The 16,209-nt window shown below is 51.9% G+C and carries 14 protein-coding genes and 1 riboswitch; of the genes, 2 read left to right on the top strand and 12 right to left on the bottom strand.

Features of this window, described 5'->3' with window-relative positions; all coding sequences use genetic code 11:
- Positions 1-13: 13 nt before the first annotated feature.
- From AC0YNS_RS00185 to AC0YNS_RS00160, 6 genes are all read right to left on the bottom strand, one after another.
- Positions 14-2,065 (bottom strand): molybdopterin-containing oxidoreductase family protein, encoded by a 2,052-nt coding sequence (locus tag AC0YNS_RS00185; RefSeq protein WP_475779098.1) that lies wholly within the window; start codon positions 2,063-2,065, stop codon positions 14-16.
- Between the two features lie 134 nt (positions 2,066-2,199).
- Entirely contained in the window at positions 2,200-3,192 is a 993-nt protein-coding gene (locus AC0YNS_RS00180; RefSeq protein WP_475779097.1) for an aldo/keto reductase, read from the bottom strand.
- 51 nt (positions 3,193-3,243) lie between these two features.
- Entirely contained in the window at positions 3,244-4,005 is a 762-nt protein-coding gene (locus AC0YNS_RS00175) for an SDR family NAD(P)-dependent oxidoreductase (protein WP_475779096.1), read from the bottom strand.
- Entirely contained in the window at positions 4,002-4,808 is an 807-nt protein-coding gene (locus tag AC0YNS_RS00170; RefSeq protein ID WP_475779095.1) for an SDR family NAD(P)-dependent oxidoreductase, read from the bottom strand. The genes AC0YNS_RS00175 and AC0YNS_RS00170 overlap by 4 nt, the downstream gene beginning before the upstream one ends.
- Positions 4,805-5,812, bottom strand: coding sequence for a sugar phosphate isomerase/epimerase family protein (locus tag AC0YNS_RS00165; RefSeq protein WP_475779094.1), 1,008 nt, complete (start codon positions 5,810-5,812; stop codon positions 4,805-4,807). Before AC0YNS_RS00165 ends, AC0YNS_RS00170 begins: the two co-directional genes overlap by 4 nt.
- Before the next feature lie 49 nt (positions 5,813-5,861).
- On the bottom strand, positions 5,862-6,638 hold the full coding sequence (locus AC0YNS_RS00160; RefSeq protein ID WP_475779093.1) for an SDR family NAD(P)-dependent oxidoreductase: 777 nt from the start codon (positions 6,636-6,638) through the stop codon (positions 5,862-5,864).
- A gap of 95 nt (positions 6,639-6,733) precedes the next feature.
- On the opposite strand from AC0YNS_RS00160, the gene AC0YNS_RS00155 reads away from it, so the two are divergent.
- Complete coding sequence (locus tag AC0YNS_RS00155) at positions 6,734-7,672, top strand: helix-turn-helix transcriptional regulator (protein WP_475779092.1); 939 nt, start codon at positions 6,734-6,736, stop codon at positions 7,670-7,672.
- 68 nt (positions 7,673-7,740) lie between these two features.
- Here AC0YNS_RS00155 and AC0YNS_RS00150 read toward each other — a convergent pair whose 3' ends face one another.
- Positions 7,741-8,718 carry an aldo/keto reductase gene (locus tag AC0YNS_RS00150; protein ID WP_475779091.1) on the bottom strand — a complete coding sequence of 326 codons (978 nt, stop codon included), beginning with the start codon at positions 8,716-8,718 and terminating at the stop codon, positions 7,741-7,743.
- Positions 8,719-8,849: 131 nt separating this feature from the next.
- Positions 8,850-9,000, top strand: a riboswitch (SAM riboswitch).
- Positions 9,001-9,057: 57 nt separating this feature from the next.
- On the opposite strand from AC0YNS_RS00150, the gene AC0YNS_RS00145 reads away from it, so the two are divergent.
- The gene (locus AC0YNS_RS00145; protein ID WP_475779090.1) at positions 9,058-9,690 is read left to right on the top strand and encodes a hypothetical protein; all 633 of its coding nucleotides are present in this window, start codon (positions 9,058-9,060) and stop codon (positions 9,688-9,690) included.
- 164 nt (positions 9,691-9,854) lie between these two features.
- Here the strand turns inward: AC0YNS_RS00145 and AC0YNS_RS00140 are convergent, their stop codons facing one another.
- From AC0YNS_RS00140 to AC0YNS_RS00120, 5 genes are all read right to left on the bottom strand, one after another.
- Positions 9,855-10,079 carry a hypothetical protein gene (locus AC0YNS_RS00140; RefSeq protein ID WP_475779089.1) on the bottom strand — a complete coding sequence of 75 codons (225 nt, stop codon included), beginning with the start codon at positions 10,077-10,079 and terminating at the stop codon, positions 9,855-9,857.
- Positions 10,069-11,172: a polysaccharide deacetylase family protein gene (locus tag AC0YNS_RS00135; RefSeq protein WP_475779088.1), complete on the bottom strand. Its 1,104-nt coding sequence runs from the start codon at positions 11,170-11,172 to the stop codon at positions 10,069-10,071. Before AC0YNS_RS00135 ends, AC0YNS_RS00140 begins: the two co-directional genes overlap by 11 nt.
- A gap of 319 nt (positions 11,173-11,491) precedes the next feature.
- On the bottom strand, positions 11,492-12,022 hold the full coding sequence (gene sigK / locus AC0YNS_RS00130) for an RNA polymerase sporulation sigma factor SigK (RefSeq protein WP_475779087.1): 531 nt from the start codon (positions 12,020-12,022) through the stop codon (positions 11,492-11,494).
- Positions 12,023-12,028: 6 nt separating this feature from the next.
- A complete protein-coding gene (locus tag AC0YNS_RS00125) occupies positions 12,029-14,467 on the bottom strand; it encodes a family 78 glycoside hydrolase catalytic domain (RefSeq protein ID WP_475779086.1) in 2,439 nt (812 codons plus the stop codon).
- Between the two features lie 122 nt (positions 14,468-14,589).
- Positions 14,590-16,188 carry an ABC transporter substrate-binding protein gene (locus AC0YNS_RS00120; protein WP_475779085.1) on the bottom strand — a complete coding sequence of 533 codons (1,599 nt, stop codon included), beginning with the start codon at positions 16,186-16,188 and terminating at the stop codon, positions 14,590-14,592.
- Between the last annotated feature and the right edge of the window lie 21 nt (positions 16,189-16,209).

The raw sequence follows: 16,209 nt of genomic DNA, 5'->3' as shown, positions 1-16,209 counted from the left end.
ACCTGCCACCTCATTACTGTTTGTCGACTTGCACACGTCCGGAGAAGAAGGTTGCCCCTCTCCCCATATCTGCCACCCGGTCTGGGGTCAGTGCATTGACCATTGCCTTGCCGCTACCACTCCCGTCTGCCCATAACCCCTGGCTGACAACGACACCTGCGAGCACATCATCACCTACTGCCGCTGTCAGCTCGCAGCTGGCGCGATCATTCCAGACGCGTAACACATCGCCGTCTTCGATGCCCCGAGCTTCAGCATCCGCTCGGTTCATGTAGAGCTTAGGTGTCTTCTCCATCGCGATATGTTTCTCGTTATTGGAGAACGTCGAATTCAAGAAATTATGGTTAGCCGTCGGTATGAACAGGAACGGGTATGGACCGTCCTCTACAAGCGGCGTGTACGTCGGCATTGGCGGGTAGCCTTTGCGTTCCATCGCCGCAGAGTAGAGCTCGATCCGGCCGCTCGGCGTCCGCAGCTTGCCCGGGAATAGCGGCTTTACATTGGCTTTCATCGCACCGTGCTCCTGTAGTCTCTGCAGAGAAATTTCGGCCAAATTCGGATTATTCGGGTTGTTCAGTGCCTGCTCGATCATGGCTTCATCCGAATCCTGAAGCGCTTCTTCTTCATATCCCATCGCCGCCGCAAGAAGCCGGAACACCTCGGAATTTGACTTACTTTCCCCATATGGCGCTGCAACCGGCTGCTGCAGGTGCACATAATGATGCCAATAGGACAGGTACAGATCGGTATTCTCTAAGTTGGACGTAGCCGGCAGCACAATATCCGCATAAGCAGCCGTCTCGGTCAGGAACAAATCATGCACGACCGTAAACAGATCCTCGCGCATGAGGCCTTCTCTTACTTTGGTTGCACTCGGCGCAACGAGAGCTGGATTCGAGTTAAACACGTACAAAGAGGAGATCGGCGGCTGTTCCGAATCCATCAGCACGCTGCCCAGCAGATTCATATTCACTTCGCGAGCCCCGCTGTTAGCCCGCAGATCCGGTCGTTCGAGCGCGGACTTATTCAGCGCCAGATAGCCGCCATTTCCTTTGATCGCGCCGCCGCCCCGCTTCAGCCATTGACCTGTTACTGCAGGCAGACAGGCAATCGCTCGAGTTGTCATGCCGCCGTTATCATGATGCTGCGGACCGTTGCCGATACGGATAAACGCGGCTTCACTGCCTCCATACATCCGAGCCAGCTTATAGAGATCATCGACCGGCACGCCTGTAATCGAGGAGACGATCTCCGGCGTGTACGTTTGCACATGTTCACGAAGCTGCTCATGGCCTATCGTAAACTGCTCCATGAACGACTCATCCGTAAGCTTCTCAGCGAACAAAATATGCATAATTCCCAGCGCCAGCGCAGCATCCGTACCCGGCATAACCGGGATGAACCAATCAGCCCACTTCGCTGTCCGATTGCGATGTACGTCAATCACGACAACAGTCGCACCGTTCTTGCGCGCCTTCTCGGCAATCGTCACTTGATGCATATTCGTGCTTACCGCATTGATACCCCACATGATAATGAGCTTCGCATGGACGGTTTCCTCTGGATCTGTACCGTAGCTGCCACCCATCGTATAGCCGTAGCCCTCTGTACCAGCAGCCTCGCAGATCGAATAAATCAGCTTGCTCGCACCCATCCGGTTAAAGAATCGGCGGCCCAAACCTTCTGTTCCAATTCGGCCCATGTTGCCATAGAAGCTATAAGGCAGTATCGCTTCCGGCCCTTCGGCTGCAATCGTATTCTTCCACTGCGACGTTATGGTACCGATTGCTTCCTCCCAGGTAATGCGTTCAAACTGCCCGCTCCCCTTGGGACCGACGCGCTTAAGCGGATATTGCAAACGATCCTTATCGTAGATGCGTTCCGTCATATTCCGAACTTTATTACAAATCGCCCCTTGCGTAACCGGATGCTCGGGATCACCTTCTATCTTCACAATTCGACCGTTCTCTTTATGAACAAGAAGTCCGCACTGATCGGGACAATCCAATGAGCAGACCGATGGAAAAACGCCATTCGCCGATTCCAAATAAGCCGATGCTGTCATACTGTAAGTCACTCCTTCACTTTCGCTTTCGCTTCCACGAGTACACATGAATCTATTATATCGAGCGCAGCGTTGCGTGAAAAGCAAGAAAGACCTGCATCCCTGTACTGTAGGGTGCAAGCCTTTCTCCATTGTTATACGGAAACGTAGGAGCCCGTCTCCAAGAATCGCAATTGCGCCGGTGTGAGCGTAACCTCGCTTGCAGCGCAGCTATCCAGCACATATGCCGGCTTCGAAGCGCCGATAATCGGGAACACCGGGAACGGCTGCGAGGTCAAATACGACAGCGCTATAACGGTGCTGGTCGTTTCGAGCTCCGATGCCAGCTGCTGTACACGCTCCAGCCGGTCAAAGCTGGCGTCGTTGAAATACATCTTCTGCACGCCGGCCGCACTGCCTTGCGTGCCTGCATCCTTGCCCCGTGCATAGCGACCGCTGAAGAAGCCGTTCGCTTGCGAAGAATACGGAATTACGGTCATCCCCGTCTCCGCAAAATAATTCCGATCCGCATCACTCATCACCACGAGTGTCGGATCTCCGACTGAGCCCGGCGTGCATACGGCTAAATTCCAGAGCGGCTGACTTGCAGCAAATGGCGTCAAGCCATGATCGGCAGCATAACTTTGGGCTTGCTTGATCCGCTCCACCGTCCAGTTGGAGCAACCGATGCTGCGGATGCGGCCGGCTTTCACTTCGTCATGCAGCGTCTCCATGATCTCATCAACAGGGACGCTCGCATCGTCGCGATGAAGCCAATAGAGATCGATATAATCGGTCTGCAGCTGGCGCAAGCTTCTGGCGATATCCGCTTCGATGTCAGCTCGTCCTAGCCTAGGGATGTGCATCGTTGCAAGCTCAGGATGCGCGCCTTTCGTTGCCAGAATGAGCTGCTCGCGATGACCTCGTTCCTTCAGCCATTCACCGATCCGGATTTCGGTCAAGCTTCTCTCCCGTCCGAGCCAGTCGTCATATACAAGCGCTGTATCAATAAAATTTCCGCCCTGTTCGACGTAAAGATCAAACAGGCGGAATGCATCCTCGCGCGGCATTCCGCCGCCAAATCCGGCTGTCCCCATACAGATGACGGCAGCGTTTAAAGGTGTTCCCGGTATGTTGCGATAACGCATAAATTCAATTCCTCCCCGCATTCATTTTCGGCCAGCCGCATGCTCGACAAGTTACTTTAAAGTAATTCCACCGTCCACAATGAGCACTTGGCCGTTAATCTGCTTGCTCATGCCGGACGCCATAAACAAGACGGCATCCGCGATATCCTCGCCGGTTTGCAATCGCCCGGCTAATGCGGCCATTTGCTCCTCATCCATTCCGTTCGCTTTCCACCTTGCGACCTCGCCCTCCGAGGCCACCCAGCCCGGCTGCACACAGTTCACTCGAATGCCGTGCTTCACAAACGCCTTTGCGAGATTTCGCGTCAACGTGACGATGCCGCCTTTGGAAACCGCATAAGCCATCGTAGCCGGCTCGCCTGCTGTCGCGTGATTGGAGCCAATATTGATAATGACGCCGCTGCCCCGTTCGATCATGCCCGGCACGACGGCTTGGCACAGCATATAGGCGCCTTTGAGATTAATGCCGAGCACGTTATCCCAGAACGCTTCATCCGTATCCAGTAGATCTGCTCTTGGGAAAATCCCGGCATTGTTGACGAGCACATCAATTGAACCGCCGAATTGGCGGATCGACTCGGCAACGAGCGACTGCACTTCACTCCGCTTGGAAACATCGCAGCGGATAAAATGAACCTCATCTCCCGTATCCGCAAGCTGCCTCGCCGTCTCTGCACCGCTCTCGTCGTAATCGGCAATGACGACCCTTGCCCCACACGCTAGGAATCGCTTAACTATCGCACGGCCAATGCCTTTCGCCCCGCCTGTGACTACGACCGTCTTCCCTTCAAACGTAATGAGCGGCGCCGTCATGTCCGCAGCGCATCCTTCCGCGCCGCCTCATAGGCGATACTCGGAATCTGCGTCGCGAATTTGCCGCCGCTCACATCGATCATCGTACCGGTAATGTAACCGGCAAGGTTAGAGGCGAGGAAACAGATCAGGTTCGCAACATCTTCCTTGCTGCCCCAGCGCCGAAGTGTTAGCGTATCTAGGAGCCGTTGCTGCCGCTCCTCCGGCTGCTCGGCAAAATGGTTCATCTCCGTCGGAATCATCCCCGGCGAATAACAATTCACGGTAATGTCGTAAGGGCCAAGCTCGCCTGCAAGCACCCGTGTGAACTGTTTTACAGCCGCTTTGGATGATGCATAAGCAGCACTGCCGTAAGACGGTACGATGGCAGCGAAGGAAGCAGCGTTTAAGATGCGGCCTGAGCCTTGTGCTTTCATAATCGGGACTACTGCTTGACACATCAGGAAGGTGCCCTTCAAATTAATATCCATATTGGCGTCCCAAATGTCTTCCTTGAGCAGCTCAACAGTGCCGCCGCTGGCCACTCCGGCATTGTTGATTAAGATATCTATTCGCCCAAATCGGCTCCGTACCTCCTCCACAACCTCAGCGATTCTTGCCGAATCTCGCACATCACAGATGAATTGCGCTCCGTTAAGCTGTTCCTCCGCAAATTGCAGAGCCAGGTCATCGAGCAGCTCTTGCTTAATATCTGTTCCAATCGTAATGACGCCTTCCTTCGCAAGCGTCAGTGCGATATGACGTCCAATTCCTCTGCCCGCACCGGTAACGATGGCTACTTTTCCTTGTAAATCGATGATCATGAGAATGCCTCCTCCTCTGGTCTCGAAGTGTTCCAGCTGTTCATCAGCTGCTGTACATATGCGATGCTCGACATGAGCTGTGACTGCTCATAGGCTGCAATGATCGCCGCCGATTCGCCCCGTTCATGCGGCGTACGCCAATCCGCTGTCGGCCTGGCATTGCGCTGGACACAACGAAGGAGCTCCGCCAGCTCTCTGGCGGATCGATTCGGGTATTCCGGCCAATAATCATCCGCAAGGACCCTGGTATGCCTCGCTTCCAATGCTCCGATTTCGATGGACATGCACAGCGTCTGCGCTGCTTGGCTGGCGCGAAAAACCTCCATCAGCGCAGGAAAGTCCACCGCTCCCTGTCCAATCGGACAACGGACGAGCATGTAGCCTTCCGCACTCGGATAAATCCAATAATCCTTCAAGTGGACATGTTTGAGATAAGGAGAGATTCGTTTGGCAAATTCGACCGGCTCCTCTGCGGTAGCAAGCGGGTTGCCGGTATCCAGCGTTAATCCGAAGTTCGGCGATGCAATGGACTCACACAGCCAAATCAGCTCTTCGGAGCAGAGATCCTGATGATTCTCCAGCGCCAGAATGACGCCTGCTTCTTCCGCCAGAGCAGTCGCTGCAGTAAGACCGGCGCGTGCCTCCTCCAGGAATGACTGCCACTTCCCGACTAAGTGACGGCGATCTCCGCCGAACTTCGCTCCGCCTGCCACCGTTCGTACTACTTTTGCTCCCACGGACTTTGCCGTATCGAAAGCCTCACCTAGCCGTGCCGCGTCGAAGCCATCAGAAGCGATCGTGATATAAAGCTGATTCGCCTCGACTTTGCTTGCTATAGCTCTGTGGTCGCAGTCTGCCAGCATCGAGAGGGGCAGCTCGACGCCTTGAAGGCCATTTTGCAGCGCTAGGTTAATGACCCCTTCCGCCGAAATCTTCGGCCTTCCTGCACGTGGGTGCAATCCCATTGCATAAGTCGTGCCAAATACAGATAAGCCAAAACGCATCCCGATCACCCTTTCGTATCCAGCTATTCAGCTAGGAGATGAAGCCCGGTTATTTGGCCGTCCAACCGCCGTCGACCGTTAACGTAGAGCCTGTCATGAAGCTGGATGCATCTGAGGCGAGGAATAAAGTCGGACCCGCAATTTCGTCCGGTCTCCCCCACCGACCCAGCGCAATTTGATCTACAAAGAAACGATTTGCCTCGGGATTGTTCATCACAACCGTGTTGAGCTCGGTCGCGATCGGTCCGGGACATAGCGCGTTCACGGTAATGTTGAAGGGGGCAAGCTCTAGTGCCAGCACCTTGGTTAACTGAATGACGCCGCCCTTACTCGCGCAGTAGGCACTTCTCTCCGGCAGTCCAACCATCCCCAGCATCGAGGCTACGTTAATAATGCGACCGGATTGCTGCTCTTTCATGAGCGGTGTAACGGCGCGGATGCACAGGTACGGAGCTTTCAAATTGGTGCCCATCACCAGATCCCAGCTTGTTTCGTCGTAGCTTTCGATCGGCTTGCGAACGTTGACTCCGGCATTGTTAATTAGAATATCGATGCGTCCGAAGCGCTCCTTAACGGCTTGCACCAGCCGCTCTACCTGGTCGGCATCCGTTAGCTCTGCTGCCATTCCTGTGATTTCACTGCCTGTATCGATAGATAGTTGCTTGGCAATCGCAGCTGCTTTCTCCTCCGAACGACTTGTAATGACGACTGCTGCCCCTGCTTGTGCCAAGGTTTGTGCCATCACAATACCAAGTCCGCCGGTCCCGCCTGTAAGTAAAGCAACTTTACCTGTTAATTGAAATAATTGACTATGGCTGCTATTCATCTGGAGATCACCTGGTCCTTTCATCCTTGTTAAGGAATGCGCTTACATGTTACCATTTCAGTATCTGGAAGGCTTTACATAAAGGTGATCGTTTTTTGGACTTTTCCGAACTCGGCGTACAAGGCGGTGCTGAACAATTGGACAACGTTCTATTTCCTCGAATTAGGCAAACCACTTTGCGGGACATTTCTCCTGTTATTCATTGGGCGCGGCAGCATTGCCGTACTCCGGATTTCAGGTGGAGCCGTCGAATCTATGATTTTCAGCTCATTTATGTGAAGCATGGTGAGATCAGGGCTACGATCGAAGGTGAGCTCATAGAGGCTCGTGCTGGCAGTCTGCTCATCTTGGCACCTTGGCAGCATCATCGAATTGAAGTGCTGACAGCGCCGCATGCGGAGCTGCTCGGCATCCATTTTGACTTTTTCGATGGCGCGGCTAATAGTCATACCATCATCGCCGATGAGTACAATCCGGACCCGGATGCATTCAGCGACATGCCTTATTTGGGGGCAGATCGACCGATCATAACCGAATCACTGCTGACGAACGTGTCGCCGAGAATCATCTCCCTGTTTGAAAATGTCATTCAAGAATGGAATGATCGGCAGCAGGATTACGACAGTGTGTGCAAAGGGCTGATGATCCAACTGATCGGATTGCTGCTCCGTCAGCAGAACGAAGGACGAGGCACGCCGCATCCGAAATATGAGAAGCGTCTGCTCGAGCTGGTACAAGAGATTCGCAACGACTGCAGCCGTCGCTGGTCGAGCACGGATATGGCGAAGTTTCTGCTCGTCCACGAAGATTATATGAGCCGGCAGTTTAAAGCGATGATGGGTGTCGGTCCCAATAAATTCGTGCAGACGGTGCGCCATCAGGAAGCCAAACGGCTTCTGCGGGAAACGGATCAGACGATCGAGTGGATTTCAGAGGCGGTCGGCTATGAGGATTTCCACTATTTCAGCCGTATTTTCAGACGCTGGGAAGGGATGTCTGCCATGCAGTTCAGGAAGCTGTCGCGGACGATATAGCAGATTGACAAAGAAGGACAGCCTCTGTATCGCCAGATCCGTCGGATGATTGGAGACTGTCCTTTTCCTTAAGGTAATCGGTAGAGCGCGAACGGTTTGCCGTAACGGAATGCGTCACTCCATTCATTCAGCGTATCCGTCAATTCCGAGCCGAGATTCATTTCTACGCTGTTCAAATTATCTTCGAGCTGCTCGACTCGTGTCGCACCGACAATGACAGTCGAGATTGCGGGCTTATCCATAAGCCAAGCCAGCGACATTGCACTCGCACTATGTCCGCTGTCAGCCGCGAGGCTGCTTACCTGTTGCCCCAACGTAACTCGGCGTTCGTCTAAGAAGCGAATAAAGCTCGGGTCCGTAATCACTCTGGAGCTTGTCGGTGCTTCTTCAGCCGTTAAGCCATATTTGCCGGTCAGAATACCGCCCGCCAGTGGGAAATACGGAATGATGCCTACGCCTTGATCCAAGCACACCGGGACAAGCTCTTGCTCAGGTGTCCGATCTGCAAGGGAGTAGCTGGTCTGAGTGGAAACAAACCGCGCAGTTCCTTTAGAATCGCTAATCCCGAACGCCTTCATCAGCTCCCATGCTGCATAGTTGGAAGCGCCGATATAGCGAACCTTCCCTGAACGAACCATATCTTCGAGCGCACTTAACGTTTCTTCGAGCGGCGTGTTCGGATCGAAGGTGTGAATTTGATACAGGTCGACGTAGTCGGTTCGGAGACGTTTCAAGCTATTCTCCAGCTCTTGCATGAGGTGGCGGCGAGAGGATCCTCTAGCATTCGGACCTGCGCCACTCACTAACCCCGCCTTCGTAGCCAGCACGGCTTGGTCCCGTTTCCCCTCTAATGCCAACCCTATGATTCGTTCCGATTCTGTGCCTGCATAAATATTAGCCGTATCTATAAAATTAATGCCCTTATCCATGGCGTGATGGATAATCCGTATCGATGTATTCTGATCGGCACGTTTCCCGAATGCATTGGTTCCCAATCCTAATACGGATACTTCCAGCCCGCTTCTTCCGAGATAACGATATTTCATAGCTGCTGAGCCCCTTCCTTCATGACGAGTCTATTAACTTATTATACCTTAAATGGAGACGCCGCCAAATGAAGTATCCCTTGACATCAAGCCTGTTTATGTAGCATAATGGTAAAAATTTAATATGTTTTTTCTTATCAAGAGTAGGTGGAGGGACAAGCCCGATGATACCCGGCAACCGACAAACCTTTGTAACTGGCGAATGCTTATCGTCATAATCAATGGGATGCACGGTGCTAATTCTTGCGGAACGCTTAATTAAGCGAATCTGGGAGATAAGAGCGAGGATCAATGACATTACATTCCTATGACCTTCTCTGATTCCAGAGGAGGTCATTTTTGTTTTCTATAAACTACAACACTTATGTAACGCAGAATGCTGCATTCGAAGCATTGGCTCGAACGCAAACCAATCTGCGAAGGAGGATCATGATGCTAAACACGATTCCTGACCATACGACGATAGATGAATCGGCCGAGTATCAACGGGATACGCTGCCCCAGCTGATTGCTTTGCTCAATTTGAGAAATTCGGTCATTGGCTATTCGCTCGAGTTTATGCAGCAGTGCAAAATTAGCCGTATTGAATGTTTTCAATTCGAAAGCGAGCTTGCAGAGAAGCTGCAGCCCGGCCATGGCCGCGATTATTTCTGTGGTTTAGTTGCGATTACCACGACAACGGGAGCAGTCGGGCTGGCGGAGTTTGCCCTCCCACGCAAGAGTCTCAATTGTGACTTGGTCATGTGGGCTTCCCCGCTTCAGCGGATGAAGGAGCAGACGTTGCTCGAGAGCTTCAGCTACGTTCAGAGCAAGACGGATTCTTGGGGACCCGTAAGGTCCGAGCTCGTTGCATCAGCGCTATTGAAGCTGAACGGGAATCCTGAACCGGCTGTATTGCAGAATGAGGATAAACGGTATCTTTGGGATCGTTCGTACCTGCTTCGCAATACGCAAGCGTATGTTTCGTTCTAGACGAGTAGCAGCGGCACCAGGCATACAGAACGCTCTAACGAACCGTACAGGTCTTATTTTGACGATAACACCAGCAAAATAAATCTAACGAACCGTAGCGGTCTTATCTGGCTGCGAATGGGTCGTTTTGAGCGATTTTCCTGAAATAAGGCCGCCGTGGTTCGTTAGAATTTCAAAGCCCAGAATTCCGGCCAAATAAGGCCCGTACGATTCGTTAGAATTTCGAACATGCTTATTACGGCATGCAGCATTGGGCAAATCATGTCTCTGGTGCTTGCCCAGCTCCTCCATCCGCTCGCATCTCCCACCGCGTCCTCATCCACGACACCGGGTTTCCATGTTTGCCACCACCTCATACTCGCTCCCGTACGGTCCATCTCACCAACCATTGCTCATGCGCCTCTTCTCCTGCCGCAGCTTGAACGCCGATTCCGCCAACAACGCGGCGACGATCATCATCGCGGCCAATGTCCATAACGCCTCGCGTTTACGCTCCGGCGCGCGGTCGAAGTGGGCATGGCCAAGCCGCTGCTCCGCTTGCTTCATCAGCGCCACCTGCAGATCGGGATCATTCTGCGCGCCTCCGGCGTTAAGACGGAAACCGTTGCTCTGGCGGGGGCTGTCGAGACCATCTTTTACAGTCAGCGTCACATCAATGCCCAGCTGCGCGCAAATATCGAGCAATGGCTTGGAGAACGCTCCGTACGGGAAAGCGAGCACATGGTTCGAGGTGCCAAGCTTCTGCTCCAATATGGTATTCGCTTGCTCTAAATCGGCTTTTATCCGCTCCTTATATTCCTCCTTCGTCTCCCTTCTGCCCTTATCTTTCAAGTAAATAGGTCCGGTCAACGCAGCAATCCGATGCTTGCCCTTCGCATCCGTGGGCACATAGCGATGAGAATCAAACGAGTGACTGTAAAATGAAATGCCGGTCCGGCTCATCTCCTTTACCTGGTCCCAATTCAGCTTGGAAACCCCGACGTGACGAGGGTTGCCAATCGTGTTGACGATTAGAAAGTTGGTCGCCGGTGCCTCATACTTGCTCAGAACCGGATAGACATCCTGATAGAAGGATTCATAACCGTCGTCGAACGTGAGCAGTACCGCATTATCCGGAACCGGGTCTCCCCGCAAAATAAATCCGCGGTACTGATCCATCGTTATCCAGTGAAAATTGTTGGCCTTCATTAATTCAAGCTGGCGCTCAAACTTGCTTATCGATAGCGCTCCGGCATCATTGTGCGGATTCTTCATGACTTCGTGATACATGAGTACAATCACGCGATCCTTATAATACTCGCCATGAGGTTCATTCTGGCCCGGCCTTAAATCACTGTTACCAGCGGCACTCCCCGCTCCATAGAACAATCGTCCGACCAGCGGCATGCGAGCATGATAGGTTTGGATGATCAATACACAGCAAATAACAGTCAATCCCAGCAGCAGGGATGTGAGCACCATGTATCTGGTTTTTAATGACATAGGATCAACTCCGTAGTTCAATGTAAAGGTGATTCAACTAATCGCACTTTCATTTATTCAACGAAGCTAATTCGACAAATGTTGCCTAAGCTATTATTCAGTCCTAAGAAAACAAAGAAAAGGCGGCATGTCATACCACCGAGTCAGGTTCATTATAAAATCGTTTCATCTGCCCCGACTACTGTAATCCGTTGACTGACTTTTCCGCACTTCCTGTCAGCGATTCCCGGACAACAAAACAGCCACCGCCGAATAAGTCATTCAGCGGTGGCTGTTTATATTGGCATTAACGCCTTATCTTTTGTGCTTGTATCCCTTATTACTTCTTCGCCTTATAAAACTCATGATACAGCTTCATCAGCGCCCGCTTCTCGATGCGCGACACATACGAACGCGAGATGCCGAGCTCCTTCGCAATTTCCCGCTGCGTCCGTTCCTCGCCGCCTGCGATCAGGCCGAATCGGCCGACGACGACTTCCTTCTCGCGGTCATCCAATATATCTAAATTTTTATAAATCTTGCTCTTCTCGATTTTGAGTTGCACTTTCTCCGCAACATCATCGGCTTCCGTGCCGAGGATATCAATCAAGGTGATTTCGTTGCCTTCCTTATCCGTTCCGATCGGATCGTGGAGGGACACATCCTTACGCGTCTTCTTCAATGACCGCAAATGCATCAAAATTTCATTCTCGATACAACGAGCCGCAAATGTCGCGAGCTTCGTCCCTTTTCCTGTCTGGAAGCTTTCAATCGCTTTAATAAGCCCGATCGTACCGATCGAGATGAGGTCTTCCAGATCTTCACCGGTGTTGTCGAACTTCTTGACGTTGTGTACGCAACCGGATGTCATTAGTTGCTAGTATAACGGCCAATTCAGCACGACGTGATCACCGGGACCATACGATGAATCCCCGCAGAGAGCCGTTACTCCTTCCGGTACGGATAAATTTATACGCGCGACCTCCGGCATTTCCGGTTGGCGTTCTATTCGTACTTGCAAAGGACCTCCTAAGGTGGGAATGGACCCTTCTGCCCAATTCAGTTCGCCTAATAAACGGGGCTGAATCCGAACCGACCGGTTATGGGCTTCCAGAGGCTGTATACCAACGATAGAATGAAGGAACAACATGACCGGCATACTGCCCCATGCATGGCAAGCGGAACTAAAAGAGATCTCTGCGGAGTGTTCATCCCGATAGAATAGATCCCACCATTCCCAGACCGAAGTCGCGCCGGCATCCAACATGCTGCCGTATCTCTCCCGTACAAGCTCCAGCATTCGATCTTCCCGTTTCATCTTCAGCATAGCTCGGTAGACAACCATCATAAAAAAAGGACTCGCTTTAATGGCCTTTCCTTCAGCATCCGGCGCGAATACACTACGGTAAATCGCTTCGCTTCGTTCTTCCCCGGCCTCATGCAGTACAAGTATGGCCAATGCGTTGGCTGATTCGCTGAACTGGCTGCTTGGTTGTCCGTCAACCAGACATTCCATGTAGGCATTCCATTCAGGAACCCACAGTTTATTCCGGATGCTTGCTGCCAGTCGGCCGGCAGCTTCGCTGTAATACGCAAGCGCCTCATGATCTCCGAGAAGTGCCGCGTAGTTTACCATATGCTGAATGGCTTCTAAATAAAGAAGGTTAAGTGCCGATACGATGCCTCCGCGTTCTACGTCCGGCCATCGGCCAAGAGGGGCTTCGCCGGCGTCGATATAAGCCCAGTACGGTACATTCTCGAGCAGACCCTCTTCATTCTCGAAGCCGGAAAACCAGCGGAGAGCCTGGACGATGTTAGGCCACCACTGGGCCAGCAGGCCATCATCTTCATAAGCGGACACGTACTCACCAAACGAGCTGACCCAATGAAGACAGAAGGATGGAATGGGCGGATAATTATGATGGCCGTCCGGATAACGCTGCGCGGTCATCCCCTGCCAATCCTGCGACTGGCCGATCTGCTCCAGCAGCTTGCGATGCAATCTTCCATCCCCGGAATAATAGGTCTGATAAATGCCCTGCCAACGCCCGTCCCCCATCCACTGCTGCTGTTCGCGGCTTGGAGAATCGACGAAAGCATCCTGCATGCAGATCCGAATCGTATGCTCGGAAATGTCCCATATCTGCTGCAGCCGTTCATCGCTGCATCGGAAAGCAGCCGGACGTTCGACCGGATATCTGCGAGTCCGCAATCCGACGCGGTGCAGGATAATAGAGCGGTCATCCGCATGCCTTATCCTCAATTGCATATACCGGCCTGCCTTCCAGCCAAAGCGAACCTCAACTTGTTGCCGGCCTTCCTGCAGAATAAACCGATCCATGGAACGGTTATTATTGACGTTTAGATAGGCTTTGCCATTCCACAACTCTTCGGCATATACAACATCCACGATGGTACCTGAAGTTCCCGTTACGTCAAGCTGCAAGTAGCCCGGCTCTATCCGCCCGAAGTCATAGGTCAGGATCTCCGCATGATCCGGATCTGATGGCTGCGACCAAATATCAAACGGCTCAGAAGTCACTTCCGACACTTCAATGGCATTCGTTTCTTCTATTATAGTCAGGTGCAGTCTTTCCAAGGGTTCGGCCGACTTACGGACGCTGCCCCGGCTTACCAACCTGAGAGCATCGATTTCGTTCTCTTCCATTAACGGTATGGGTCGCTCGATAAAATTCCAGAAAGGCGATAGTCCGATTCCCCGCTGCTTAGCTTGCTGCCAATCCTCTTCAATGAAATCCGGAAGCTGCCATCCTTGCAATTCTTCTCTGGCATCAAAGATCTCAACCGGCCCTTGACAGCCATTGACTCGGGGAGCTCCGCTATCGTAAGCATCGGATTTGCGGCAGGACCAGGTGGCATCTGTCCCGATGAGCAACGGCTCTTTCCCATTGGCAGCTACCTGCAACTCCGCCACCAAGGCAGGAATACGGTCGATGGACTGGCCGGTACCGTAGCCATAATACAACACCATGACGGCAATGGTGTTAAGCCCGCTCCGGAGCAGTCCCGATACCTCGATTTCGTCCACATACTGCCAGCGGGGATCGCTCCTGCAAGGTCCTCTCCCCGCATACCTGCCGTTCACATAAAGAATGTATCTGGAATCTGCGAATATCTTCAGCTTACCTGATGTCAGGCTATCCTCTGCTAACTCAAAGGTTTTGCGGAAATAACAGAAAGACTGATAAGGATGCTCATAATGCGTTTCTACCTCGGCAGGATGCCAGATTATCCCGGTCCCCTGCCCCCATGACATGCCCACCGGACGTTTTCGAACAAATCGTGAATTAGCCAATGCTCAATCCTTCCTCCCTTGCAGCGTATATGAGAATGCAACTCTTCCCACTCCTCTGTCTTTTCGAAAATTCAAACAGGATGCAAAGCACAATCCGCTCTGCATCCTGTTTGAATATCATCCTAGCCTTGGCTCTGTGCAGCCAAGAAAGCGTCGATTTGACTTTGCAGTTCTGCTTGAATTTTATCGATGCCAGCTGCCTTCAGCTGTTGTTGCAAGTTCGCAAGACCTTTATCCGTATCTTGGATGAGACCGTATTCAAGTGGTGTTCCGTAGCGCAGCATCACATTTCCTACGTTCGTGACTTCGTTCAGCACCTTCGAGTTGTCGAAGACGAAAGTTTCGAGCGGGTAGTGGAATACTTGACCGATCCATTTGTTCTCGACATCTTGTGCAGCTTGCGGGTAAGTCGTGTCAATACGGTTAAGCGGAGAATTCCATGCCCAGTTCGAGAACGTGTTGAAATTGCCGTATTTATCTGTCTTCGTAAATTTGTCATCGCCGTTAGGCTCATAGTTCGTCCCGGCAATTCCATACATGATCAAGTCATGAAGTGTCTTATCGTTCTGAAGCAAATCAAGCACCATAAGCGCGCGTTCCGGATGTTTGGAAGAAGCATGAACGGCAATACCGTTCTGCGTGGAAATCGCGGCCGTTTTTTTGCTAGCAGGAGAAAGATCTGCCAGCGCCACTTTCCAATCCGGATGATCTTTATTAACCTGAGCCATAATGCCGCCAAGTGCAGTAACGTTATGGGACATCGATGCTACTTTGCCTGACTTGAAGTCGTCCGTCGTGCTGCTCTTGTTCGTCAGTGCGTTACGCGACCAACCGCCGTTGTCGGCAAGATCCTTATAGTAAGCCAGCAGATCCTTAAACTCAGGCGTATCGTAAACGTTGAAGACTTGTCCTTTGACATCATCCACTTTGAAAGCAAGCGGCAGATCCTGGAGAATGTTCCAGTTATTCTTCTGTTTCAGGAGGAGCGTATCCAGATTATGGAGTTTGCTGTTGCTGGATTCCACTCCATATGGCGTCATTCCTTTTTCATTCTTAGCAATGGTTTCCAAGTAGGCCTTGTAAGTTTCCGGGCTGTCAATTGGCGCAAGCTTATATTTCTCAAGAAGATCTTCACGGTACAGAATCAGCTTATCCGTAAACTCTTTGCTTTGGTTCTGCGGTACCATATACACCTTGCCGTTAATGCGCGCTTGATCCCATTTGACTTTCGGCATCGCAGCCGATGTCAGAGGCATGTATTTGGACAACAGTTCGTCCGTCAGTTCAAGGAACCCGCCTTTAACGGCTTGCGCATTGTACTGCGCCCAGTTGGAGGTATAGATAAGATCGAAATCTTCACCCGCAGCGAATTTCAACGGATATTTCTGAGACCAGTCCGACCAGTCAAGGAACTCTGCATCGATTGTCGCGTTTACTTTGGACGCAAGCTGCTTGTTAATCTCGCCGAAAACTTGGTCATAATCAGCCGGTTTCGGTCCGAGCATGACCATATTCAGCTTGACGGCCTCACTTGTGTCGATCGTATCGCTGCCGGCATTATTGCTTGCCGTGTTTCCCGCTCCTGCATTATTCCCAGTGTTATTCCCCGTGTTCGTGGATGAATCGTTGGTCGTGCTTCCGCATGCGCTTAAAATCATGGAAGCTGCTAATACGCCGGTCAACGTAAAACTCAGTTTTTTCTTCATGTTCTGTTTCTTCATCTTCGTGCCTTCCCCCTAATT

Source organism: Paenibacillus sp. J22FR21, assembly GCF_056269135.1.
This window is presented reverse-complemented; position numbering and strand designations above follow the sequence as displayed.

Coding starts and splice junctions, on each gene's coding strand:
- AC0YNS_RS00185 (WP_475779098.1), bottom strand. CDS start 2,065: ATGACAGCATCGGCTTATTTGGAATCGGCGAATGGCGTTTTTCCATCG.
- AC0YNS_RS00180 (WP_475779097.1), bottom strand. CDS start 3,192: ATGCGTTATCGCAACATACCGGGAACACCTTTAAACGCTGCCGTCATC.
- AC0YNS_RS00175 (WP_475779096.1), bottom strand. CDS start 4,005: ATGACGGCGCCGCTCATTACGTTTGAAGGGAAGACGGTCGTAGTCACA.
- AC0YNS_RS00170 (WP_475779095.1), bottom strand. CDS start 4,808: ATGATCATCGATTTACAAGGAAAAGTAGCCATCGTTACCGGTGCGGGC.
- AC0YNS_RS00165 (WP_475779094.1), bottom strand. CDS start 5,812: ATGCGTTTTGGCTTATCTGTATTTGGCACGACTTATGCAATGGGATTG.
- AC0YNS_RS00160 (WP_475779093.1), bottom strand. CDS start 6,638: ATGAATAGCAGCCATAGTCAATTATTTCAATTAACAGGTAAAGTTGCT.
- AC0YNS_RS00150 (WP_475779091.1), bottom strand. CDS start 8,718: ATGAAATATCGTTATCTCGGAAGAAGCGGGCTGGAAGTATCCGTATTA.
- AC0YNS_RS00140 (WP_475779089.1), bottom strand. CDS start 10,079: ATGGTTGGTGAGATGGACCGTACGGGAGCGAGTATGAGGTGGTGGCAA.
- AC0YNS_RS00135 (WP_475779088.1), bottom strand. CDS start 11,172: ATGTCATTAAAAACCAGATACATGGTGCTCACATCCCTGCTGCTGGGA.
- sigK (WP_475779087.1), bottom strand. CDS start 12,022: ATGACATCCGGTTGCGTACACAACGTCAAGAAGTTCGACAACACCGGT.
- AC0YNS_RS00120 (WP_475779085.1), bottom strand. CDS start 16,188: ATGAAGAAACAGAACATGAAGAAAAAACTGAGTTTTACGTTGACCGGC.